The organism is Caballeronia sp. LZ032 (genome assembly GCF_031451315.1).
Taxonomy (GTDB): domain Bacteria; phylum Pseudomonadota; class Gammaproteobacteria; order Burkholderiales; family Burkholderiaceae; genus Caballeronia.
This window is the reverse complement of the sequence record NZ_JARUXP010000001.1, coordinates 835,114-857,759: the sequence shown is the minus strand read 5'-3', so window position 1 is coordinate 857,759 and position 22,646 is coordinate 835,114. Positions and strand designations below refer to the sequence as shown.

15 protein-coding genes and 1 pseudogene are annotated in these 22,646 nt (G+C 65.2%); 5 read left to right on the top strand and 11 right to left on the bottom strand.

Going from position 1 to position 22,646, the window contains the following annotated elements:
- Positions 1-21: 21 nt before the first annotated feature.
- The 3 genes from QCE69_RS03990 (at position 22) to QCE69_RS03980 (ending at position 4,364) form a co-directional block, all read left to right on the top strand.
- A complete protein-coding gene (locus QCE69_RS03990; RefSeq protein WP_309914748.1) occupies positions 22-492 on the top strand; it encodes a RidA family protein in 471 nt (156 codons plus the stop codon).
- Between the two features lie 90 nt (positions 493-582).
- On the top strand, positions 583-1,485 hold the full coding sequence (locus QCE69_RS03985) for a PhzF family phenazine biosynthesis protein (RefSeq protein ID WP_309929537.1): 903 nt from the start codon (positions 583-585) through the stop codon (positions 1,483-1,485).
- A 431-nt stretch (positions 1,486-1,916) separates the two neighbouring features.
- Positions 1,917-4,364, top strand: a complete 2,448-nt coding sequence (locus QCE69_RS03980; RefSeq protein WP_309914742.1) for an EAL domain-containing protein — start codon at positions 1,917-1,919, stop codon at positions 4,362-4,364.
- A 69-nt stretch (positions 4,365-4,433) separates the two neighbouring features.
- Here the strand turns inward: QCE69_RS03980 and QCE69_RS03975 are convergent, their stop codons facing one another.
- Entirely contained in the window at positions 4,434-6,692 is a 2,259-nt protein-coding gene (locus QCE69_RS03975) for a hypothetical protein (RefSeq protein WP_309929535.1), read from the bottom strand.
- 309 nt (positions 6,693-7,001) lie between these two features.
- Here QCE69_RS03975 and QCE69_RS03970 point away from each other — a divergent pair.
- Positions 7,002-8,297, top strand: a pseudogene (locus QCE69_RS03970) (MFS family transporter); the annotation flags it as partial.
- 34 nt (positions 8,298-8,331) lie between these two features.
- Here QCE69_RS03970 and QCE69_RS03965 read toward each other — a convergent pair.
- From QCE69_RS03965 to QCE69_RS03945, 5 genes are all read right to left on the bottom strand, one after another.
- The gene (locus QCE69_RS03965) at positions 8,332-8,790 is read right to left on the bottom strand and encodes a CopD family protein (RefSeq protein ID WP_309807778.1); all 459 of its coding nucleotides are present in this window, start codon (positions 8,788-8,790) and stop codon (positions 8,332-8,334) included.
- A 168-nt stretch (positions 8,791-8,958) separates the two neighbouring features.
- Positions 8,959-11,277, bottom strand: a complete 2,319-nt coding sequence (gene parC / locus QCE69_RS03960; RefSeq protein WP_309929533.1) for a DNA topoisomerase IV subunit A — start codon at positions 11,275-11,277, stop codon at positions 8,959-8,961.
- 54 nt (positions 11,278-11,331) lie between these two features.
- Positions 11,332-13,311 (bottom strand): DNA topoisomerase IV subunit B, encoded by a 1,980-nt coding sequence (locus QCE69_RS03955; protein WP_309929532.1) that lies wholly within the window; start codon positions 13,309-13,311, stop codon positions 11,332-11,334.
- Between the two features lie 321 nt (positions 13,312-13,632).
- Positions 13,633-15,567 carry an ATP-binding cassette domain-containing protein gene (locus QCE69_RS03950; RefSeq protein ID WP_309914731.1) on the bottom strand — a complete coding sequence of 645 codons (1,935 nt, stop codon included), beginning with the start codon at positions 15,565-15,567 and terminating at the stop codon, positions 13,633-13,635.
- 149 nt (positions 15,568-15,716) lie between these two features.
- Entirely contained in the window at positions 15,717-16,124 is a 408-nt protein-coding gene (locus QCE69_RS03945; RefSeq protein ID WP_309807774.1) for a DUF4399 domain-containing protein, read from the bottom strand.
- A 271-nt stretch (positions 16,125-16,395) separates the two neighbouring features.
- On the opposite strand from QCE69_RS03945, the gene QCE69_RS03940 reads away from it, so the two are divergent.
- Complete coding sequence (locus QCE69_RS03940) at positions 16,396-16,578, top strand: rubredoxin (protein WP_309914728.1); 183 nt, start codon at positions 16,396-16,398, stop codon at positions 16,576-16,578.
- Positions 16,579-16,615: 37 nt separating this feature from the next.
- Here QCE69_RS03940 and QCE69_RS03935 read toward each other — a convergent pair whose 3' ends face one another.
- From QCE69_RS03935 to QCE69_RS03915, 5 genes are all read right to left on the bottom strand, one after another.
- A complete protein-coding gene (locus tag QCE69_RS03935; RefSeq protein ID WP_309929531.1) occupies positions 16,616-17,371 on the bottom strand; it encodes a class I SAM-dependent methyltransferase in 756 nt (251 codons plus the stop codon).
- Complete coding sequence (locus tag QCE69_RS03930; protein WP_309914723.1) at positions 17,371-18,180, bottom strand: hypothetical protein; 810 nt, start codon at positions 18,178-18,180, stop codon at positions 17,371-17,373. The genes QCE69_RS03935 and QCE69_RS03930 overlap by 1 nt, the downstream gene beginning before the upstream one ends.
- A 92-nt stretch (positions 18,181-18,272) precedes the next feature.
- On the bottom strand, positions 18,273-18,794 hold the full coding sequence (locus QCE69_RS03925; protein ID WP_309929529.1) for a fimbrial protein: 522 nt from the start codon (positions 18,792-18,794) through the stop codon (positions 18,273-18,275).
- A 43-nt stretch (positions 18,795-18,837) separates the two neighbouring features.
- On the bottom strand, positions 18,838-19,938 hold the full coding sequence (locus QCE69_RS03920; protein ID WP_309929528.1) for a fimbrial protein: 1,101 nt from the start codon (positions 19,936-19,938) through the stop codon (positions 18,838-18,840).
- A gap of 41 nt (positions 19,939-19,979) precedes the next feature.
- Complete coding sequence (locus QCE69_RS03915) at positions 19,980-22,613, bottom strand: fimbria/pilus outer membrane usher protein (RefSeq protein ID WP_309929527.1); 2,634 nt, start codon at positions 22,611-22,613, stop codon at positions 19,980-19,982.
- Positions 22,614-22,646 lie beyond the last annotated feature (33 nt).

Below are 22,646 nucleotides of genomic sequence, written 5' to 3'. Positions count from 1 at the left end.
CTTGAAGTCAAGGAGCAACCGATGGCATCGAATGTATACGACAAGCTGAAGGAACTCGGCATCGACCTGCCCACCGCGGGCGCGCCGGCCGCCGCCTACGTGATGAGCGCGCAGAGCGGCAACACGGTCTATCTGTCCGGGCATATCGCGAAGAAGGATGGCAAGGTGCACGCCGGCAAGCTCGGCGCCGACATCTCCACGGAAGAAGGCAAGGCGGCCGCGCGCAATGTGGCCATCGACCTGATCGCGACGCTGCACGCGCACGTCGGCGACCTGAACCGCGTCAAGCGCATCGTCAAGGTCATGAGCCTCGTCAACTCGACCTTCGAGTTCACGGAGCAGCACATCGTGACGAACGGCGCGTCCGAACTCATCGCGGAAGTGTTCGGCGATGCCGGCAAGCACGCGCGCTCGGCCTTCGGCGTGGCGCAGATTCCGCTCGGCGCGTGCGTCGAGATCGAACTGATCGCGGAAGTCGCCGAAGTCGCCTGAAACGCGCGTCCCCTTCGCCGTTCATCCGCGAAACCCGACGCAGCGACGCGTCGGGTTTTTTTATGCCCTGCTCCAGCGAGACACACGCTCATGTCCTCACACGCCGACCAACGGGTCGTCCAGTTCAAGCAGGTCGATGTCTTCACCTCCGTGCCGTTCAAGGGCAACCCGCTCGCCGTGATCTTCGATGCCGACGGTCTCTCCACCGAACGCATGCAGGAGATCGCGCGCTGGACCAACCTGTCCGAAACCGCTTTCCTGCTGCCGCCGACCGATGCACGCGCCGACTATCGCGTGCGCATCTTCACGACCGCGGTGGAATTGCCGTTCGCCGGGCATCCGACGCTCGGCAGCGCGCACGCGCTCATCGACGCCGGCTATACACCGAAGACACCCGGACGGCTGGTGCAGGAATGCGGCGTCGGCCTGGTGACGCTCGCCGAACGCGCGGGCGGCGAGTGGGCCTTCGCCGCGCCGCCGGCCCGCATCACGCCTTTGACCGCAGCGCAGAACGCCCGTCTCGCGGCGGCGCTTGCCCCCGCCACACTCGATCCGGAAGCGCCGCCCGCCGCGGTGGACAACGGCGCGCCCTGGCTCGTGGTGCGCGTGCGCGACGCGGCGCAGTGTCTTGCGCTGACGCTGGCGGGCGAGTCGCGCGAAGCGGTCCGGCAGATCGTCGCGGAAACGGGCACACACGGCATCGTGGTCTACGGTCCGCACGCGCCCGGCGGACCCGCGACCTTCGAACTGCGCGCGCTTCTGCTGGGCGCGGAGAACATCGAGGATCCGGTCACGGGCAGCGCAAACGCCGCCCTCGCCATGCTGCTGACGCAGCAAGGCAAGCGTCCGGGCGCGCACTACACGGTTCGTCAGGGCACCGCGTTGGGCCGCGACGGCCGCGTGAGCGTCACTTATGACGACCAGGCGGATGGCGCGCCCGTGTGGATCGGCGGCCATTCGGTAACTGTGATCGACGGTAATTTCCGTAGCTGAAACAATGACCTGCGCATATCCCCTGCGGCGCGCGTTTACCCCCAAGGGCGGGCTCTTTCTTAAAGCAGGAGCCTTCGCTACTATCTGACCAATGGGGATAAAAAGAAGCGTCGGACGTGGCGGCGGCAATGCAACGGACCCGGCAGGGGCGCGGTTTGTATCCGGACTCGAATAATCCTTCAGCGGCGCCAAGCCGCCGCGCCAGGGCAACGGCCGGCGCTGCCGGGCACAGTGAGCGCAGCGAAAGCCACCCGCAACGATGACGCCGCTGACAGGATCTGCCAAAGAATGTCCATCCCCCAGCCGCGGCGTACTGCGCGCGGTATAGTCACTCGTTTCGGCCGAACGCCTCCGCACATGCATCGCTTCATCCACTTCGCGCAGTTCGCAGCACGTCAGGCGCTACGCGATCCAGCGTTGCAGGGAGCGCCATGAAGCGGGCGCGCACGCATGCCGTCCCGGACACCCTCACAAGCGCCCCGGCGGCGCGGCGGCGGCGGGCGTTGCTGGCCATTCCGGTACTGGGCACCTTCGTGCTGGTGCTGCTGTGGGCGGTCATCTTCGCCCGGCTTTCGGTGGAGCGCGAAGCCACCACGCACGAATCCATGTCTTCGGCCGCCATCCTGTCGGCGGCGCTCGAGCAGCACACCATCAAGGCCATTCATCAGGTCGACCAGATCACCCGTTTCGTCAAATACGAATACGAGAAATCGCCTGACAACTTCGACCTGATCGCCACCGTCGAGAAAGGCGTCGTGCAGAGCGACACGCTGGTGCAGGTCTCGCTGATCGACGAATACGGCACGCTGGTCGCCAACACCTCGGATCCGCATCCGAAACCCATCGACCTGTCGGACCGCGAGCACTTCAAGGTCCACGCGCATTCCAACGACGACCTCCTCTACGTCAGCCGCCCGGTGCGCGGCCGCGTGTCCGGCCTGTGGACGCTGCAGTTCACGCGGCGGCTCAATCATCCGGACGGCTCGTTCGCCGGCGTCGTGGTGGTGTCGGAAGACCCGGCCTATTTCACGAGCGACTTCTACAACGTCGCGTCGATCGGCCGCGAGGGCGTGATTGCCGTGGTGTCGGACAGCGGCTCGGTGCTCGCGCGCAGCACGGGCGGCGGCCTGGCCGATGGCGCGGCGGCCGCCACGGCCGCCGCGCAAGGCAACGGCGGCGATGCAAGCGCTGCCGCCAGCAGCCGCGCCCGCGCGGACTTCACCGCGAGCGGCGTGTATCCCACGCTGGATCACGCGTCGGGCATCTACGTGGATCCCATCGATCACGTGAAGCGCATCGTGTCGTACCGGCATATCGACGGTTATCCGCTCGGCGTGCTCGTCGGTCTCTCCGAACGCGAGGAGATGATCGACTACAACCACACGCGCAACGTCTATCTGCTGATGGCGAGCTTCATCTCGCTCGCCATGCTCGGCTTCTTCGCGGTCGCGACCGGCCTGATCGGCAAGCTGCTCGGGCGCGAGCGCGAGATGACGCACCTGGTCGAGTACGACCTGCTCACCGGGCTGCGCAACCGCTACTCCACGTTGCGCGCGCTGCGCCAGGACGTCGCGCAGCAGGAGAACATCGGGCGGCTGGCGCTGCTCTTCATCGACCTCGACAACTTCAAGACCGTCAACGACACGCTCGGCCACAATGCCGGCGACATCGTCCTGCAGATGACGGCGTCGCGGCTCGCGGAGACGGTGGGTCAGAGCGGCACGCTGTCGCGCATCGGCGGCGACGAGTTCGTGGTGGTCGTGAAGGGCGACGAAGTCGAGCAGCGCGCCGTCACGCTCGCCGACGACATCTCCACCATGTTCGCCACGCCTTTCGACGTACGCGGCAGCGCGTTCGTGCTGCATGCGAGCATCGGCATTGCGCTGTTCTCGGTGTCGAACGAGAGCGAGATCGACTTGCTGAAAAAGGCCGACCTCGCGATGTACAGCGCCAAGGACGCGGGCCGCAACTGCTATCAGTTCTACTCGCCGCAGTTGTCGCATCGCGCGGATCATTTGATGAAGTGGGAACAGCAGCTGCGCGTCGCGCTCACCGAGGAGCAGCTGTTCCTCGTCTACCAGCCGAAGATCGACCTGACGCGCCGCTGCATCACCGGCTTCGAGGCGCTGGTGCGCTGGAACCATCCGCAGCACGGGCTCATTCCGGCGAACGAATTCATTCCGGTGGCGGAATCCACGGGCTTGATCGTCGCGGTCGGCGATTTCGTGATCCACACCGCGTGCAGGCAGCTCGCGCATTGGCAGCAGGAGGGTTATACGGGACTGTCGCTGGCCGTGAACATCTCGGCGGTGCAGTTCTGGCGCGGCGATCTGCTGGAGACGGTCGCGCGCGCGATCGAGGCGAGCGGCATTCCGCCGGACAAGCTCGAACTCGAAATCACCGAAACCGTAATGGTCGAATATCCGGAGCTCGTGCAGGAGAAGATCGTCGCGCTGAAGCGCCTGGGCGTGCGCATCGCGCTGGACGACTTTGGCACCGGCTATTCGTCGCTGTCGTATCTGAACCGCTTTTCCGTCGATACGCTCAAGGTCGACCGCTCCTTCATCCAGGCGATTCCCGAGGATCGCAGCGTGTGCGTGATGGTGTCGGCCATCGTCAATCTCGCGCGTTCGCTTGGATTGACGGTCGTGGTGGAAGGCACCGAACGCGACGAGCAGATCGCGTGGCTCGCGGCGCTGGGTCCGGTGGAAGCGCAAGGCTTCCTGTTCTCGCGGCCCGTGCCGGCGGACGGCGTGCAGGCGCTGCTCGACCGCTTCGGCGTATGCGGCTGGCCGCGCGGACAGGCGCCGCGTTCACGCAATGATGCCGGCCGGGAGCCGTCGAGCCCCGCCCTCACCGACGAGCCCGGCGGACGCTAGGGGCGGCCGCCCGCACGAACGACGGGCCGGCGGCCATGCTGCCGTCGAACGCGGCGTTGCCGAGAACGATCAACCTCCATCGAAGCCATCCCAGATCTGGTCCGCCTGGGAGTGGGTATTGTTCCATTGGTCGCGGTACTTGTTCAGCAGATCGTTTTGAGCTTCGCTCAGCTGGTAGCCCTGGTAACCATCGGCGATACCGCCCATGACGCCGCCGATCACCGTGGCGATGATGCTTGCAACCGGCCCGACGAAGGGCACGAAGCCCACGATGCCGCCCACCAGATTGAACACCTGCGCCCCCAGATTGATCTTGTCCTGGGTGGTCAAGGTGCCCGCTTGCTGTTTCTTCAGGTAGGAGTCGAGTGAGGCGCCAAAACCGAGCGCGCCGAACGCGGTGCCGATCAGCGACGGCACAAGCTGCGTGCGCAAGGGCTTGGAGATCTTGAACCAGTCGGGAAACGCATCGGTATGAGCGAGAAAGGTATCCTGGTAGTTGGTGAACTTCTTGCCGTAACTATCCATCCACTCCGAGAGCTTGGACTGCCGGACCTCCGGGTCCAGATTGTTCAACGCCTGTCCCAGCTCCCTGTAAGAGGCCGGGGCGTCCTTCATCAGCGCCTCCCGCTCGTTCATCGCACGATCGAACTGGTCGTAGGCGTCATGTTTGAGCTGGCCCAGATTGTCCAGACGGCTGACCAACTCCAGTGCAGCGGCGTTCTCCGACTTGCGCGCTGCATCGACGGTCTCGAAGCCCAGATCGTGGAGCTTCTGCATCTCGGCTTGGGAATCGGATTCTATTTTCTTGAGATTCTCGTGAGCGTTTTGCGCGTCCTCCTTCGCGGCTTTCTTGAGCTGGTCTCCCAACTGCGCCATGCCGTTGTATTCGGGGAAGACTTCCGAAACCCCGCGCTGCAGGATCAGACGCCGATTATCGGGATGCGTGCTTTCGAGCCTGTCAAAAACACTTTTCTGGAGTTCGTTCTGACGACCCGTGACTTGCCCGTCGATATCGCCACTCACACGGCCGAGATCCGTGTCGACTTGCTCGTTCAGCGACTGGATCGAGCGGGTATCGTCCGCGCTCGTTGAGGGGCCACTCTGCTGTGTCGAGGTGCCGTTGTTCGAGCCATCTTGTGCGGGCGACGTGCCATTGGGGTTCGAGGCGGGTTCCGTCCTGGCTGCTTGCGCTTGCTTCAGTTGCCACTGCTTGGCCGCGTGATTCCCGAGATCCGTGCCCGCGCCCACTGTAACCTCGTTCAGGCCCTGCCCCATGGACGCGCCGCCGCCGATGAAGTCATCGGTGGGATCCTTGCCGTCCTTCAGTTTCTGAATGCCCGACATGAACATCGAGCCTGCCTTCGTGAAGTTGTTGGTCGCCGCCAGCATCCGCGAACCCAGCAGCACCGCGAGCCGGCCCTTGGGACCCATCCAGTCGAAGCGGCTCTGCCCGGGCGTCTGATACTTCGATAGCCAGGACCAGTTTTTCAACACCTGGGAGTTGTTGAAACGGCCTTCATCGAAGAGCGTCGAACGCGCGATGATGCTCGGGTATTTCCCATACTTGTTGAAATTGTCGAGATTGTGGTCTTTCGCCAGCGGCTTCAGATCGACGTTGGCGTTCTTGCCGAGGGATTCGAGCGTGTCATTGTCCTTCCGGTTGTCCAATGCTTTGGCGAGGCGGTCGGACTTGTCTTGCTGCTCGCTGTTCAGCTTGTCTTGCCCCATGATGTCCTGAACGTCATCGAGCGCCTTGCCCGCCGCGATGACGTGATCGGTCGTGTCCTTGCCGTCCTTCACGTCTTTCATGGAGTCATCGACCGCAGAATCGAAGCGATCGCCGGCCGCCGCCAGGTCGTTTTGCCAGATGAGCGAGCCCGCGAGATCCCGCGAATTCATCGCGTCAGCCGGTTTGTCGGTCGTGGTTTGCTGTGTGCCTGACGTCGTCGTCGACGAGCCGCTGTTCGCACCGGGCTGCGCATCCGGCAACGGCTGTTCCAGCGACAGCTGCTGCTGGGTTCCTACTCCCGATGTGCGCTGTCCCGTGGTGTCTTGCCCGGTCGACGTGGGCAACGGCGCCTGCGAATTCTGAGTGGTCTGGCCATCCTGAGTGTTCTCCGGGCTCGTGGAACCCGGCGCCTTCTGCGGAGTCTCGGAGGCCGAATCCGTCTGCGCCGATCCCGACGCCGACGTGCCGTCCGAACCTTGCGAAGACGACGCTTGCGCGTCCTGTGAAGGCTGTTGCGCCGGCGGCGGATCATCCGAGGTGTCGCTGGATCCGCCCGCCGTCTGAGTGCTTCTCGAATAGTCGCTGGACACTGAAATCATACGAGCTCCGCAAAGGAAATTGATCGAGAGGGATGAGAGCGGCCGTCTTTTTTGGAAAAGACGAAATGCCATGCTCGACCTTATTTCCTTGGCTCGTGCGATGAATTTTTATACAAATCGCTTTTTAATCTCCTGTATAAAGGATGACTGATTTTTTTGCCTTTATTTAGCGTGACTTAAGAAAAATACAAGAATAATTCCTAAATGTGGCCCATAACAATTAAGACTTTTCCAAGAGCGATTTTCAATCCACCTGCTTGATGACAAACATGGAGATAATCAGCAATGAAGGAATCAACTGAACCGCAAATGACTGGCCCGGATAATACGAGAGATAAACGGGACACACGGCGCCGCATCGTCGCGATTGTCGGGGCGTCGTCAGGCAACCTTGTGGAATGGTTCGACTTCTATGTCTACTCGTTCTGCGCCATTTACTTCGCGTCAACCTTCTTTCCCGCAGGCAATACCACCACGCAATTGCTCAACACCGCAGGCGTGTTTGCAGCGGGCTTCCTGATGCGTCCCATCGGCGGCTGGTTCTTCGGCCGTCTCGCGGACAAGCACGGACGACGCGCGTCGATGATGGTGTCGGTATTGATGATGTGCGGCGGCTCGCTCGTCATCGCGCTGCTGCCCGGCTATGCCGAAATAGGCGCGCTCGCGCCCGCGTTGCTGCTGATCGCGCGTCTGTTCCAGGGACTCTCGGTGGGCGGCGAATACGGCACGAGCGCCACCTACATGAGCGAGGTCGCGGTCGAAGGCCGCAGGGGCTTCTATGCGTCGTTTCAATATGTCACGCTGATCGGCGGGCAACTCTGCGCACTGCTCGTGCTGGTCATCCTGCAGCAGACCCTCAGCACCGAAAGCCTCAAAGCCTGGGGCTGGCGCATTCCCTTCCTGGTGGGCGCGGCGGCGGCGATCATCGCGCTCCTGCTGCGACGCTCGCTCGATGAAACCACCACGGCCGAATCCCGCCGCAGCAGCGAGGCCGGTTCGTTCAGCGGGCTCTGGCGGCACAAGGGCGCCTTCGTGACCGTGCTCGGCTTCACGGCCGGCGGGTCGCTGGTGTTCTACACCTTCACGACCTACATGCAGAAGTATCTCGTCAACACGGCCGGCATGAACGCAAAGACCGCCAGCCACGTGATGACGGCCGCGCTGTTCGTGTTCATGCTGCTGCAACCGCTGTTCGGCGCGCTGTCCGACCGCATCGGGCGGCGCAAGTCGATGATCTGCTTCGGCTCGCTCGCCACGCTGTGCACGGTGCCGCTCATGCACACGCTCAAGGATGTCAGCAACCCGCTGGCGGCGTTTGCGCTGATCGTCACGGCGCTTTGCATCGTCAGCTTCTATACGTCGATCAGCGGCCTGATCAAGGCGGAGATGTTCCCGGTGCATGTGCGCGCGCTCGGCGTGGGCCTGTCCTATGCGCTGGCGAACGCGATCTTCGGCGGCTCCGCGGAATACGTGGCGCTCTGGCTCAAGCAGGCGGGCATCGAAAGCATGTTCTATTGGTACGTGACTGCCCTGTGCGCCGTGGCCGGGCTGGTGTCGCTGTGCATGCGCGATCCTTCAAAGGAAGGCTATCTGAAGGACGGTCCGCAACTGGAGCCGCAAGCCCAGCCGCAAGCACACTTCACAGACCGCGTGACAACACCGCTGCACCAATCGTCACGATACCCAACACCAGATTGATCACGACGAGCCTGCGCACGGTTCCGACGGCGCGTGCGCCGTCGGGCCAGTTCTGCGCCTGCACCGCGCGCCGGATGCGCGGAAACACCGCAAAGCGGATGTGCCCGAAGATCAGCATCATCACGACGCCGAGCCCAGCCATCACGTGCAGCGGCAACGCGGCGTGCGTGCCGCCGAACTCGGCCAGAAGGAAGCCGCCCGAGAGCAGGATGACAAGCACCGACGCCGCGACCCAGTTGAAGAAGCGCGTGAATACGGCTTCCCACAGCGGCAGGCGCAGTTGCGGCGTGAGGTCGCCGAGCGCGGGACGCAGGCAGAAATGCGCGAAGATCATGCCGCCAATCCATACGGCAACGCCGAGGAGATGCAGGAAGAGCGCGGCTTCGATGGCTTTGTTCATTGTGGCTTTGGTTTTGGGCTGACGTCGTGGGCTTGGGGATTCAAGTTTGGCCGTTCGACTAGGACGCTGCCTACCAGTTCCTGTGTATTCGGCAAGAGGCCAAATAAAAACGCCTCGCCGCAAGCTCGCGACGAGGCGTTCCAGACGATGCCGATGCGGTCTTGAAGCTTATCCCTCGAACACCGGCCTCAATTCCGCCACCTTCAGTGACGAATCCGGCGCCCTTCCCTTGCGCGCCCGCTTGCCGAGATGCAGTTGCAGTTGCGAGCCGGCCAGCTTCTCGTCCCTGCTCTTGCCGCCGCGTCCGGTGCCGATCATCACCACGCCGCGCGCGTCGATGGCGAGCGCCTGGCGCAGCGTTTCCTTCGGATCGAGCGCCATCAGCGTAACCCCGCGCCCGCCGCCGGAGAGCGTCTTCATCTCGTCCATGCCGAACACCAGCAGACGCCCCGCGCTCGACAGACACGCCACATAGGCCGCGCCCGGAATGACCGGCATCGGCGCGAGCGGCGCGGCGCCTTCGTCGATGGTCATGAACGCCTTGCCCGCCTTCTGGCGGCTCACGAGATCGCCCAGCTTCGCGATGAAGCCGAAGCCGTTGCTCGACGCCAGCAGCAGTTGCTGCTCCGCATTCGCCGCGAAGTAATGCAGCAGATGCGTGCCCGATTCGAGTTCGATCAGCGACGTGACCGGCACGCCGTCGCCCCGTCCGCCCGGCAGCGCCGCAACCGACACCGAATACACCCGGCCCTTGCTGCCCCACGCTATGAGCGCATCCGGCGTGCGCGCCTGGAAGGCCGCGTAGAGGCCATCGCCCTGCTTGAAGGTGAAGCCGGCCGGGTCGAGTCCATGGCCCTTCAGCGCCCGCACCCAGCCCTTCTGCGACACGACGACCGTCACCGGTTCATCGACGACGCGCGCCTCGAAGGTCGCGCGCGTGGCCTGCTGGATCAGCGTGCGGCGGTCGTCGCCGTACTGCTTCGCGTCGGCTTCGATTTCCTTGATGAGCAGACGCTTCATCGCGGCATCGCTGTTGAGCAGTTCTTCGAGCTTCGCCTTCTCTTCGCCCAGGTCCTTCAATTCCTGTTCGATCTTGATCGCTTCCAGCCTTGCCAGCTGGCGCAGGCGGATGTCGAGAATGTCCTCGGCCTGGCGCTCCGAGAGATTGAAACGCGCGATCAGCGCCTGCTTCGGTTCGTCGGATTCGCGAATGATGCGGATGACTTCATCGATATTCAGGAAGACGATCATCCGTCCTTCGAGAATATGGATGCGGTCATTGACCCTGCCGAGCCGATGCTGCGTGCGCCGCGTCACGGTGACGAAGCGGAAGCCGATCCACTCGTGCAGGATCTCGACGATGCCCTTCTGCCGCGGACGGCCGTCCGCGCCGATCATCACCAGGTTGATCGACGCATTCGATTCGAGGCTCGTATGCGCGAGCAGCGAATTGACGAACTCGGTCTGGTCGAGGCGGCTCGACTTCGGTTCGAACACGAGCCGCACCGGCGCGTCCTTGCCGGACTCGTCGCGCACGGCGTCCAGCAGGCCGAGCAGGGTCTGCTTGGTCTGCGCCTGCTCGGGCGTGAGGGTCTTCTTGCCGAGCTTGATCTTCGGATTGGTGAGTTCCTCGATTTCCTCGAGCACCTTCTGGCTCGACACGCCGGGCGGCAGTTCGGTGATCACCACCTGCCACTGTCCGCGCGCGAGGTCCTCGATCTTCCAGCGCGCGCGCACCTTGAGGCTGCCGCGTCCGCTTTCGTAGGCCGCCGAAATCTCGGCCTGCGACGAGATGATCTGCCCGCCGCCCGGAAAGTCCGGTCCGGGCAGCTTTTCCATCAGGCCGGCGTGACCGATCTTCGGATCGCGGATCATCGCGACGGCCGCCTGCGCGACTTCGCGCAGATTATGCGACGGCACTTCCGTCGCGAGACCCACCGCAATGCCCGACGCGCCGTTCAGCAACAGGAACGGCAGGCGTGCGGGCAGCAGCTTCGGCTCTTCAAAGGAGCCGTCGTAGTTCGGCATGAAGTCGACCGTGCCCTGGTCGATTTCATCGAGCAGCAAATGCGCGATGGGCGTCAGGCGCGCTTCCGTATAGCGCATGGCCGCGGCGCCGTCGCCGTCGCGCGAGCCGAAGTTGCCCTGCCCGTCGATGAGCGGATAGCGCATCGAGAAGTCCTGCGCGAGCCGCACCAGCGCGTCGTATGCCGACTGGTCGCCGTGCGGGTGATACTTGCCCAGCACGTCGCCGACCACGCGCGCCGACTTCACCGGCTTCGCGTTGTTCGACAAGCCCATCTCGTTCATCGCGAACAGGATGCGGCGCTGCACGGGCTTCTGGCCGTCGCACACGTCCGGCAGCGCGCGGCCCTTCACCACGCTCACCGCGTAGGAGAGGTAAGCGCGTTCGGCGTACTCGCCGAGCATCAGTTGTTCGCCGTCCGGTGCGGTCTGGGCGGCGAAGAGATCGTCTGTGGTTCCCATCGAATTTCCGTTGTGCGTATCTCAGGTCCTGCTCAGGTCAGGCTCAGGTCGAAGTCAGATGTCCGCTTCGACCTCGTTGCCCTTCTCTTCGAGCCAGCTGCGCCGCGATGCCGCTTCGCCCTTGCCCATCAGCATCGTCATGCGCGATACCGTGAGGTCGAAGCCGAGATCGCCCAGCGCGATCGGCAGCAGGCGGCGCGTGTCGGGGTTCATGGTCGTGTCCCAGAGCTGCTCGGCGCTCATCTCGCCCAGGCCCTTGAAGCGGCTGATGGTCCACGCCGTCTCGCGCACGCCGTCCTTGCGCAGCTTGTCGAGAATCGCTTCGAGTTCGCCGTCATCGAGCGCGTAGAGCTTCTGCGCCGGCTTCTTGCCGCGCGCGGGGGCGTCGACACGGAACAGCGGCGGACGCGCGACGCACACATTGCCGCGTTCGATCAGCTGCGGAAAATGCTTGAAGAACAGCGTGAGCAGGAGCACCTGAATGTGCGCGCCGTCCACATCCGCGTCCGACAGAATGCAGATCTTGCCGTAGCGCAGATTCGACAAGTCGACCTGTTCGTCCGGACCGTGCGGATCCACGCCGATGGCCACCGCGATGTCATGCACTTCGTTGTTCGCGAAGAGCCGGTCGCGCTCGGTTTCCCAGGTGTTCAGCACCTTGCCGCGCAACGGCAGGATGGCCTGGAATTCCTTGTCGCGGCCCATCTTCGCGGAGCCGCCCGCCGAATCGCCCTCGACCAGGAAGATCTCGTTGCGGCTGATATCCGTGGACTCGCAGTCGGTCAGCTTGCCGGGCAGCACCGCGACGCCCGAGCTCTTCTTTTTCTCGACCTTCTGGCCGGCGCGGGTGCGCGCCTGCGCCTGGCGGATCACGAGTTCCGCGAGCTTCTTGCCGAATTCGACGTGCTGGTTGAGCCACAACTCGAGCGCGGGCCGCGAGAACGACGACACGAGCTTGACGGCATCGCGGCTGTTGAGCCGTTCCTTGATCTGGCCTTGAAACTGCGGGTCGAGCACCTTGGCCGACAGCACGAAGGACACACGCGCGAACACGTCTTCGGCGAGCAGCTTGACGCCCTTCGGCTGGAGGTTGTGGATCTCGACGAAGTTCTTCACGGCCTGAAAGAGACCGTCGCGCAGGCCGGATTCGTGCGTGCCGCCGGCGGGCGTCGGAATCAGGTTCACATAGGATTCGCGCAGCAGCGGCCCTTCCTCGCTCCACGCGACGACCCACGACGCGCCCTCGCCTTCCGCGAAGGTTTCCTCGGTGTTCTTCGAGCTTTCGGCGAAGCGTTCGCCTTCAAAAAGCGGAATCAGCAGTTCGCTGCCGCCCATGCCTTCGAGCAGATAGCCGCGCAGGCCGTCTTCGTACTTCCAGGTCTGGCGCTCTCCGGTCTTCTCGATGACGAGCACGACTTCGACGCCCGGCAACAGCACGGCCTTCGAGCGCAGCAGACGTTGCAGTTCGCCGAGCGGCAGGTTCGCCGAATCGAAATATTTCGGGTTCGGCCACGCGCGCACGCGTGTACCGTTCTTCTTCGCGCCGCGTTCGCCCGGCCGCGTCGTGAGTTCCTCGATGACGTCGCCGTTCGAAAACGCCAGTTGCGCGATCTTGTTGTCGCGCCAGACGGTGACTTCGAGACGCGTGGCGAGCGCATTCGTCACCGACACGCCAACGCCGTGCAGACCGCCCGAGAACGTATAGGCGCCTCCCGCGGCCTTGTCGAACTTGCCGCCCGCGTGCAGCCGCGTGAACACGATCTCGACGACCGGCACGCCTTCTTCCGGATGCAGGCCAAATGGAATGCCGCGGCCATCGTCTTCGACGGACACGGAATTGTCATTGTGCACGGTGACGGTGATCTGCTTGCCGTAGCCGCCCAAGGCCTCGTCGGAGGCGTTGTCGATCACTTCCTGAATGATGTGCAGCGGATTCTCGGTCCGCGTGTACATGCCGGGCCGCTGCTTGACCGGTTCCAGGCCCTTGAGCACCTTGATCGATGCTTCGCTGTAACCGGCTGCCTTGGCATGCATGACAGGCCGCTTGCCTCGGTCGGTTCCTGTCGCCATTGCGCTGGATTTTTTCGTGGACATAGTTGAACGTTGATCCGGCACTCGGGCGCGCGCGGAATTGCTGCAACGTGACGCCCGGCATGCCGGCGAATGCTGATGAAATTGCCTGGCCGGAACGGCCTGCGGCAGGGTATCGACCCGCCCGGCGCTCCGTGCCGCGCTAGGAGAATAGCGGTTTTCGCTCGCCGCGCCCACCTCGGGAGCGTAAAACACCCGGCTGGCGGGGCAGTCAAGCGGTCTGTGAAACGGGCTCAGGCCGGATGCGGACGCCCGGCACGCGCGTTACTTCCGTTTTGCTTCCAGTTCCTCCCAACGCTCCAGCGCCACCAGCAATTCGTCTTCGATCGCCGCGTGCCGCTCCGACAAACGCGCGCCTTCCTTCGCGTCGCGCGCGAAGATCGAGCCGTCCTCGAGCTGCGCGCCGATCGACTTCTGCTCCTCTTCCAGTGCGGCGATGCGCGCCGGCAGCCCTTCCAGCTCGCGTTGCTCCTTGAACGACAGCTTCACGGTGCGCTGCGCATTGCGGCCTGCCGCGCTGTCTTTCGGCGCTTCGTCCTTCGGCGCTTCCTTCGCGGTCTGACGCGCCGCCTCTTCCGCGATGCGCTCCGAACGTTCGCGCTGAACCTGCCAATCGGAAAAACCGCCGACGTATTCGCGCCACAAACCGCCGCCCTCCGCCGCGAACACCGAGGTCACGACGTTGTCGAGGAACGCGCGGTCATGGCTCACGAGCAGGACGGTGCCGTCGTAGTCGGCGAGCAGTTCCTCGAGCAGTTCGAGCGTGGGGATGTCGAGGTCGTTGGTGGGTTCGTCGAGCACCAGCACGTTGGCGGGCCGCGCGAACAGCCGCGCCAGCAGCAGGCGGTTGCGCTCGCCGCCCGACAGCGAACGCACCGGCGAACGCGCGCGCTCCGGCGCGAACAGGAAGTCGCCGAGATAGCTCATCACGTGCTTCTTCACGCCGTTCACCTCGACCCATTCGCTGCCCGGACTGATGGTGTCGGCGAGCGACTTGTCGAGGTCGAGCTGGGCGCGCATCTGGTCGAAGTACGCCGCCTGGATGTTGGTGCCGGTGCGCACGCGGCCTTCGTCGGGCTGCAGTTCGCCCAGGATCAGCTTGAGCAGCGTGGTCTTGCCCGCGCCGTTCGGACCGACGAAGCCGATCTTGTCGCCACGCATGACGGTAGCCGTGAACTGATCGACGATGGTGCGCGCGCCATAGCGCTTGGTCACCTCGGTCAGTTCGGCCACGATCTTGCCTGACTTCTCGCCCTGGCCGACGTCCAGCCTGACGTTGCCCTGCACGTTGCGGCGCTCGGCGCGCTCGTTGCGCATCTCGACCAGCCGCGCAATGCGCCCGACGCTGCGCGTGCGGCGCGCCTCGACGCCCTTGCGGATCCACACTTCTTCCTGCGCGAGCAGCTTGTCGAACTTTGCCTGTTCGACCTGCTCGACTTCGAGCTGTTGCGCCTTGCGCGTCTGGTACGCGCTGAAATTGCCCGGATACGACAGCAGGCGCCCGCGATCCAGCTCGACGATGCGCGTGGCCACGCGGTCGAGGAACGCGCGGTCGTGGGTGATGAACAACAGGCCCGAGCGCAGCGTGACGAGCAGTTCCTCCAGCCAGCGGATGCCTTCGAAGTCGAGATGGTTGGTGGGTTCGTCGAGCAGCAGCACGTCCGGCTGGACCACCAGCGCGCGCGCCAGCGCCACGCGCTTCTTCATGCCGCCGGACAGCGCGCCGGTGCGGGCCTCGCCATCCAGGCCGATCTGCGCCAGCGTGGTGGCCACGCGAGTGCGCCAGTTCCAGGCGTCGCGCGTGTCGAGCGCCGCCTGCAGCACGTTCATGCGCGACAGCAGCGTGTCGTGCTCCGCGCCTTCGGGCGTGTCGGCGAGCGCGTGCGTGACGGCGTCGAACTTGTCCAGCAGCGCGCGCGCCTCGGTGAGGCCCGAGGCCACCACGTCGAACACGGTGGCCTCGAGATCGAATTCGGGCTCCTGCGGCACGTAGACCGTGGAAAGCTCTCCCTGACGCGTGATGAGCCCGTCATCGGGCGCGGCGAGGCCCGCGACGATCTTGAGCAGCGACGACTTGCCCGCGCCATTGCGGCCGATCAGCCCGACGCGCTCGCCCGCTTCGAGCGAGAAGTCGGCGTGGTCCAGCAATGCAACGTGGCCGAACGCGAGCTGCGCGTCCGAAATGGAATAGAGCGACATGGGAAAACCGGATGAATGGCGAAGGATTGCCGGCGTGCCCGGCAATCAAGGGAAGCGTCCATTGTACCGGGCGTGCCGGGCGCAAGGGCCGCGCGCCTTCCTGCTGGCCGAACGGCCGACCGCAACGGTGCGGCCGGCCGTTGAGCAAGTTACTGCACGTGGATCTTGATGGTCTGGCTCATTTCCGGTCCGTACGAGCGATGCGCGCCGTCGCCGAACTGCAGCGTCAGCGTGTGATCGCCGGGAGGCAGCTTGATGTCGGCCTCGGTCTGGCCCTTGCCGTAATGCAGCGAGGTATCGTTCGCCGGAATCACGGTGCCTTTCGGCAGCGGCTTGCCGTCGACCAGCACGTGGTGGTGGCCGGTGCCCTCGGTCATCGTGCCGGCGGGCGCGATCGACATGCCGTCGACGCCGAATTGCACATGTACCGGGCTCGTGACCGTCGCGCCGTCCTTCGGCTGGACGAAATAGACCCGCGCCTGCGCCTGCGCGGCGCTCGTGAAGGACATCAGCATCGCGCCCGACAGCACCGCACCCAACAGTGTCTTCTTCAACATCGTTTTCTCCATGCAAGGTAAACCGGTCGATGGCGCGCCCTCGGCGCCCGGAACTCGCAGCAGCATACACCGGGCGTTCCGGGCCTCACATCGGGACCACTGCGAAGCACCGCTGTAAAGCTTGAGCGCCGCGGCAAGCCGCCGCGCCCGCACGGGCGAAGCGCGGATTCCTGTAAGATGCGGCTCGCCGCACGGGTGTGCAGTCGAGCGTCCGGGCGGCCGGGCGTGTACAGCACAGCCCGTTCATTCTTTCTGGAATCAAGAGTCTGCCGTGAGCGAAGTCATCGAATTCAAGAGCTGGGTCTGCCTGATCTGTGGCTGGGTCTACAACGAGGAAGAAGGCCTGCCCGACGAAGGCATCGTGGCCGGAACCCGTTTCGAAGACATTCCCGACGACTGGCGCTGCCCGCTGTGCGACGTCGGCAAGGCGGATTTCGTCGCCGTCGAATTCTGATCGATGCCGCCGCGCACCCTGCGCGGCGAACTTTCCGTCAGCGCGCCACCGCGATCAACTCGCGGCTCGTCTCGTCCAGCGGCGCGCGCGTCCAGTCGCCATACCAGTCGACGTGCGCAAAACCCGCGCGCTTCAGCAAGTCCGTCAACGCGTCAGCCGTCCGGAAGCGCAACTCGCTTTCGGCGCTGAGCGTTTCCGCGCCATCCGCCCCACCCGTTGTCGATGGGAACCGGTAATGCGTCGTGAACGCGACGCGGCCCGTCGTCGCGGGATCGGGTTGCGCATGCCGCTCCTGCCAGACTTCAACTGTGCCGCCGCCGGGCGCCTCGATGCGTTTCATCGAACGCTCAGGCGTCCAGTCCTCCCATGCCCGCGCCGCCGGATGGCGGCTCTCGAACGCGATGCGCCCGCCGGGACGCAGCGCGCGCCGCGCGGCCTGCAGCGCAGTGAGCAACGCGGCGTCATCGAGCAGCGCCTGCACGACGTGCCCCGTCATCACCAGCAAGTCCGCCCGCCCGCCGACGAACGGCAGCGCCCCGGCATCGCCTTCGATCCACGTCACCTGGTCGCCTTCCGGACGCGCCCGCGCCACGCGCAGCATCTCCGGCGACGGATCGATGCCGGTCACGCGCACACCGCGCTTCGCCATTTCGCAGGCGAGCAGCCCGGTGCCGCAGCCGAGGTCCACGACATGCGCGGCTCCATCGGCCAGTGACAGGTAGAACGCCGTATCGGCGGCGAACGGATTGAGGATGTCGTAGAGCGCGACCAGGCGCGGATCGGTGTAGAGCATCAGTGGCTTTGCTTGGTGCTTTGATACGCGAGTGCGTCGCGCAACGGTTGGCTGGCGATCATGATCGGACCGGTGAAGGGCGTGTCGAGGTCGACGATCACGAGCACGGCGGACGCGATCGACAGCGCGCCGAGCATGATCGTCACCAGCGAAAGCGCGTTGCGCGGCGCGATCAGGCCGAAGCACAGGAAGATGATGAGCAGCCACCCCACCAGGATGCGGTCGAACGGATAGGACAGCGTGCCGTGCGCCTCCTCGATCAGCTTCCAGCGCAGTGCAATGAGCTGCTCGAAACGATCGGCGCTTTCGTTGGCGAGCGCGTGGTGGTAGGCGTCGGCGGGCTGCAGCAGACGCACGCGGTGCTGGGACTGGCCCAGCAGCGTGCCGAGTTCGGGGCTCGCGAGATCGCCGTTCTTGGGGGTCGGCGCAATGGCCGGATAGTCGCCCGGCGGATGCGGCTCGTCGGGCCAGGTGCTGGCGATCGCCGCCGCCGTGTAGGCGCGCAGCAGCGCGCGGGCTTCGTCGAGATCCTGACCGTAGTCGCGCATCGTGCGGTCGAGCTCGATGAGCACGGTGGCGTAGGTGCGCATGTCGTTGTTGGTGGTGTCGAAGCCGGTCTTCGCCGAGGCAGTCAGCAAGCCGAGCACGAGCGCCGCGAACGTCACCAGCATGCCGACCAGCAACTGGAGCAGCTGCACCGTTTCCTGCGCCTTGTGTTCCTCGGGCAACAGCGGACGCACGATGGCGCCCAGCCCCGTGCTGGCCAGCAGAAGCACGAAGACGAGCACCGCGGTCTGGATTTCCGTCATGAGCGGTTGAGCCGGATGGGCGTGGCCGGAACATGCGCATTATGGGTCGAAATGGCGCCGTTCGTTTCGATTCCGCAAAAAGTCGGGCGGCTTCAGTCGTAAGTGAAGGTCACGGTTGCGGTCACGCCGACCGTCCCCGCCGATAACGCCCCGAGCCGGTAGTACTGCGCAACCAGCGGGATGATCATCGTGCCGGTCGGGCCGCTGGTGCCCAGCGCTACGGCGTCGCCGTTGATCGGGATGGGTGTGCCGGTGGTCGCGCCCGGCCTGCTTGCAAGCAGCAGCTGCACGCCAACTTGCGCGGCGCTGCCGCTGAGGTTCTTGAGCACGGTGGGAAGCGTATCGGTCGTGCCGCTCACGGACATGGCCAACGACGTTTGCGGCTGACAACCGGACAGTTCGATGACGAACGCCTTCGCGCCGCTCGTGGCGCCCGTGAAATCCGTGACAGCCACGGTGGAAAGCGTGACGACCTGCGGCAGCGTTGCAGGGTTGGGGATGCAGGACGGCGGGAGGATCGTGCCGTAGAAACTGAACGTGGCCTGCGAGCTGGCGAGCGCCGCTTGGGCGCCGAGCAGCATCGAGACTGCCGTCATGAGGCGGATGCCGCGCATTCGGTACGCTCTTCTTTTCGCAAAGGTTATGGGCCCGAGCCCGTCATTGATAGAGCACGGTCATCGTCATGATCGTGCTCGCATTGCCCGGCGTGACCGGGCCTGTCCGGTAGAAGCGCGCAGTCAGCGGCACTTGATAGCTGCCGCCGAAGAGACTGCTGTACCCGTAAAGGCGCTGAGACGTGTTCAACCGTACGACCTTGCCCGCCGAGTCAAACAACTGCACGCCGATCCCGCCCGCCGAGCCGGCGTTGGGTTGCAAGGCGGCGACGTTGTGCGCCGCCTCGCCGTATTGCGGAGAAATCGTGTAGGAGACAGCGTGAATCAAGCCCGTCACCGTGCCCGGGTCGTCGGACCCTCCGGGACAGTTGAGGAATTGCACGTTCAACATGCCCTTGCCCGGCTGCGGCGGCGACAGCGAGCCGACCGCCGGGAAATCCGAGGCCATGAACGTGCCGACGTCGACACTCTGGTCCGGCGTCGTGCAGGTCATCGGTATGAACATGCTGGAGGTCGTCGAGATGTCGACGGTCGGCGGGACCACGGCGTCCACGTACGGCTGCAACAGCATGATCCGGTTGCCCCTCAGCCAGGCGCTGCTCATGAGGGGGCCGGTCTTGACCAGGGCGATCGCCGTCTGGGCGCCAACCGTCTTCGACCCGGACTGGCCGGCGAGCATCGGGCTCCACGCGTCGTAATTCATCGGCCCGCCTCTCTGTACACCCTGCCATGCGGTCCTGGAGCCATCGGCCGATTCGAACTGCATGGCTATGGCGATACCCACGCCCGGCACGCCGGTGGCCAGCACGGGAATGTTCGCGCCGTTGTAAAAGACTAAGACGCCGGTGCGGGTGGTCGCATCGCCGCGCAGATACATGCCGATTCCGACCGTGCTGTTTTTCGGCCTGCAGTCGAACTCCACCAGCCCGCTTGTCACCCATTGCGTCAGGAGCGTGCCGGGCGCCAGGTCGGCCGCCACTGAAAGGATCGAGGGCAGCGTGAGCGTCTGCGGGGGCCAGCAGGTGTAGCAGGTCGCGGAAGGGTCCTGGTCGCACGCGGACGCGGTCCGGGCGATCCCCGCCGCCATCAGTGCGATGAGCCGTAACCATGCAGCCGGTCTGAAGCTGAAACGCTTCGTGTTCATGTCCATCTCCCTGTTGCTTGCTCGTGTGGGGACTGCCAACCTCATCGGCAACTCGCTTCCGTAAACGCCCCGATCGCCCGGGCCGGTGCGTTCGATGCAGCCGGCCATGCGACGCGCACCCGGCACTGTCCCCCGGCGCCCTCACCCCACTTCACCGTCCATTCGTCGCCGTCCGTTCCGCCGTAGACCAGCGCGCGGCTGCCCTGACCCACCGTGCCGACGACGTCGCCCTGCGGATTCAGCACTTCCGCGCCGAACGGCAGCGGCTGCCCGTCCGGGCGCCTGAGGCGCACGACCAGCGCCGGTCCGCGATCTTCCGTGTCGAATTGCACGCGCACGACCGAGCCTGCGGTCGGCGCAAAGCGCTGTTCCGTGGTCTTCAGGCGCAGACCGATCGGCAGGCCCTTCACGTCGATGCCGACCTGATTGAGCGCGTACGGCTGCAAGCCCGCGATCAGCGCATGCCCGCTTCCGTCGATGCGCACGCCCGGAGAGCCCGACAGGTTCGCGCCCGTGGCGTCGTCAGCCTCGATCACGGCGAAGGTGTCGCCGCTCTGCGGCGAAAACACGACGCCGTCGCCATACGCGACGATCGAACCCGACAACCCGCCGCCCACCTGCGTATAGCCGTTGGCGCGACCGGCATTCAGCTGCATCTGCGCAGCCGGCGACAGGATGCCGAGATTCGCGTTGATGCTGTCGTCCGTCTGCGCGCCGCGCCACTGCCGCCCCGTCGTGACGCCATAGTTCAGGCGATGATTCGTGCCCGCCGCGCCCGTGAACGAAGCCTGGAGCTGGCTGCTGCCGTCGCGGGAATCGCGCGTGAAACTCGTCACCGAGTGAGCGTGGCTCGCGCCGAGACTCAGCGGCACGGAGAGACTGACCATGAAGCGCGTGCCCCAGCGGGCCGTGTTCGAATCCAGTTCCCGCGACACCGAGACGTTCACCCCCACGCGACGGATCGACGTGTTGTAGCCGGCCTGGAACGAGGTGTCGCGGCTGGAACGGTTCCAGTAGATCTGCGTCGAGCCCGACAGGTACATCGAACCGTAGTCCCACAGGCTCTGGTTCACGGTCAGCAGCAGACGTCCCTTCTGCCTGCCCGTCAGCGCGGACGCATTGCCCGACGCCGCGGCATCGCGCAGGGTCATCGCGTCCGCGAAACTCAGGAAGCCTTGCGTCGAATAGCGGTACGCGGCGAGCGTCACATCGGTTTGCAGCGGTGTGAAGCTGCGCGAATAGGACACGCGCAGGCTCTGGCCGCCGCGCGGCGGCACATTCGGCAGAGACGTGTTCGCCTGGGTCACGTCGAAGCCGAATGCGCCGACCGGCGTGTCGAGCGCCACGCCCGCCGCCGCCGACCAGTAGCCCGAAGACATGATCGTCCCGCCGTAGAGCGTCATGAAACGATTCAGGCCGTGCTGGACATTGCCCTGCAGCACGAACGGCGCATTGCTCCCGCTGGTGTTGCGGTACTGGCCCGCAGCAACGCTGTAGCGCCAGCGTCCTTCGCGCAGCGCGTTGACGGGCGCGGCATAGGGCAGCAGCGACGTGTGCCGGCTGCCGTCCGCTTCGGTCACCGTGACTTGCAGATCGCCGCCGTAGCCCGTCGCGTAGAGATCGTCGATCTCGAACGGACCTGGCGCCACCGTGGTCTCGTAGATCAGGTTGCCGCGCTGCGTGACCTGCACCCGGGCGTTCGTGTTGGCAATGCCGCGAACGGTCGGCGCATAGCCGCGCTGCGACTCGGGATACATGCGATCGTCGGTACCGATCTGCACGCCGCGCAGGCCGAACGAATCGAAGACCGAGCCGTCGGTGTAGGTGTCGCCGAGCGTGAACTGACTCTTCAGCCGCACGATGGAGCGCTGCGCGTTGCTCTGGATGCTCTGGCCGCGCACGCCCGCGCCGGTCGCACTAGTGAGGTTGCCGCCATAGCGAAAGCGCCACGCACCCAGGTTCACACCGGCGTTCACGCCGAGATAGCTCTGCGTGTTCGACACGCCGTTGCCGTTCGAGCGATACACATTGCCGCTGTACTGCACGAGCGCGGCCGGGACGCCGTCGTCCCAGAACTTCGGATCGATCCAGCCGCGCGCGGTGCGACTCATCCACGCCTGCGGAACGCTGACGTCGAGGCGCTGTTCGCCCATGTCGAACACGGCGCTCGCGCCGGGTATCAGTTCGGGCAGCACGGCGGCCTGCGCGGTGTCGAGCGTCGCGTGCGCGGCCTCGCCCAGCTTCGTCAGATCCACGCCGATACGCGTCAGCAACGCGCGGTCGAAGAGCGGCTGCGCGGCCGTGCCGGGGCCGTTCACTTCGCGCAAGGTGACATCGGTCGTGCCGATCCAGGTCTGGTTCACGTTCAGTTCCGCGCGATACGTGCCCGCCGCGACGAGATTGCCGCGATCGAAGCGGCTGATATCGAGTTGCGCCGCCGCGCTGCCGCTCAGAAAGCGTGCGTTGAAGCGCACCGTCGCAGGGGGCGGCGCGAGCGTGGCGGCGGCATCGGTCGGCGCAGCGGCGTCCGGCCGCGGATGCGCAGACGGGAGGGCCGTGCTGTCCGCATCGGCATGCGTGGCGACGACCGCCAGCAACACCGCGACGCCGGCCGGGTTCAGCGACAGGAAGTCGGGGTTGGACGCACGCGGCCTCGAGCAGCGGTTCTTCTTCATGGATGCCCGGCGAACAGGCGAAAGCGCCCCCTG

Coding starts and splice junctions, on each gene's coding strand:
- QCE69_RS03945 (WP_309807774.1), bottom strand. CDS start 16,124: ATGTTGAAGAAGACACTGTTGGGTGCGGTGCTGTCGGGCGCGATGCTG.
- QCE69_RS03925 (WP_309929529.1), bottom strand. CDS start 18,794: ATGCGCGGCATCCGCCTCATGACGGCAGTCTCGATGCTGCTCGGCGCC.
- parC (WP_309929533.1), bottom strand. CDS start 11,277: ATGGGAACCACAGACGATCTCTTCGCCGCCCAGACCGCACCGGACGGC.
- QCE69_RS03990 (WP_309914748.1), top strand. CDS start 22: ATGGCATCGAATGTATACGACAAGCTGAAGGAACTCGGCATCGACCTG.
- QCE69_RS03915 (WP_309929527.1), bottom strand. CDS start 22,613: ATGAAGAAGAACCGCTGCTCGAGGCCGCGTGCGTCCAACCCCGACTTC.
- QCE69_RS03965 (WP_309807778.1), bottom strand. CDS start 8,790: ATGAACAAAGCCATCGAAGCCGCGCTCTTCCTGCATCTCCTCGGCGTT.
- QCE69_RS03955 (WP_309929532.1), bottom strand. CDS start 13,311: ATGCATGCCAAGGCAGCCGGTTACAGCGAAGCATCGATCAAGGTGCTC.
- QCE69_RS03985 (WP_309929537.1), top strand. CDS start 583: ATGTCCTCACACGCCGACCAACGGGTCGTCCAGTTCAAGCAGGTCGAT.
- QCE69_RS03950 (WP_309914731.1), bottom strand. CDS start 15,567: ATGTCGCTCTATTCCATTTCGGACGCGCAGCTCGCGTTCGGCCACGTT.
- QCE69_RS03980 (WP_309914742.1), top strand. CDS start 1,917: ATGAAGCGGGCGCGCACGCATGCCGTCCCGGACACCCTCACAAGCGCC.
- QCE69_RS03930 (WP_309914723.1), bottom strand. CDS start 18,180: ATGACGGAAATCCAGACCGCGGTGCTCGTCTTCGTGCTTCTGCTGGCC.
- QCE69_RS03920 (WP_309929528.1), bottom strand. CDS start 19,938: ATGAACACGAAGCGTTTCAGCTTCAGACCGGCTGCATGGTTACGGCTC.
- QCE69_RS03975 (WP_309929535.1), bottom strand. CDS start 6,692: ATGATTTCAGTGTCCAGCGACTATTCGAGAAGCACTCAGACGGCGGGC.
- QCE69_RS03935 (WP_309929531.1), bottom strand. CDS start 17,371: ATGCTCTACACCGATCCGCGCCTGGTCGCGCTCTACGACATCCTCAAT.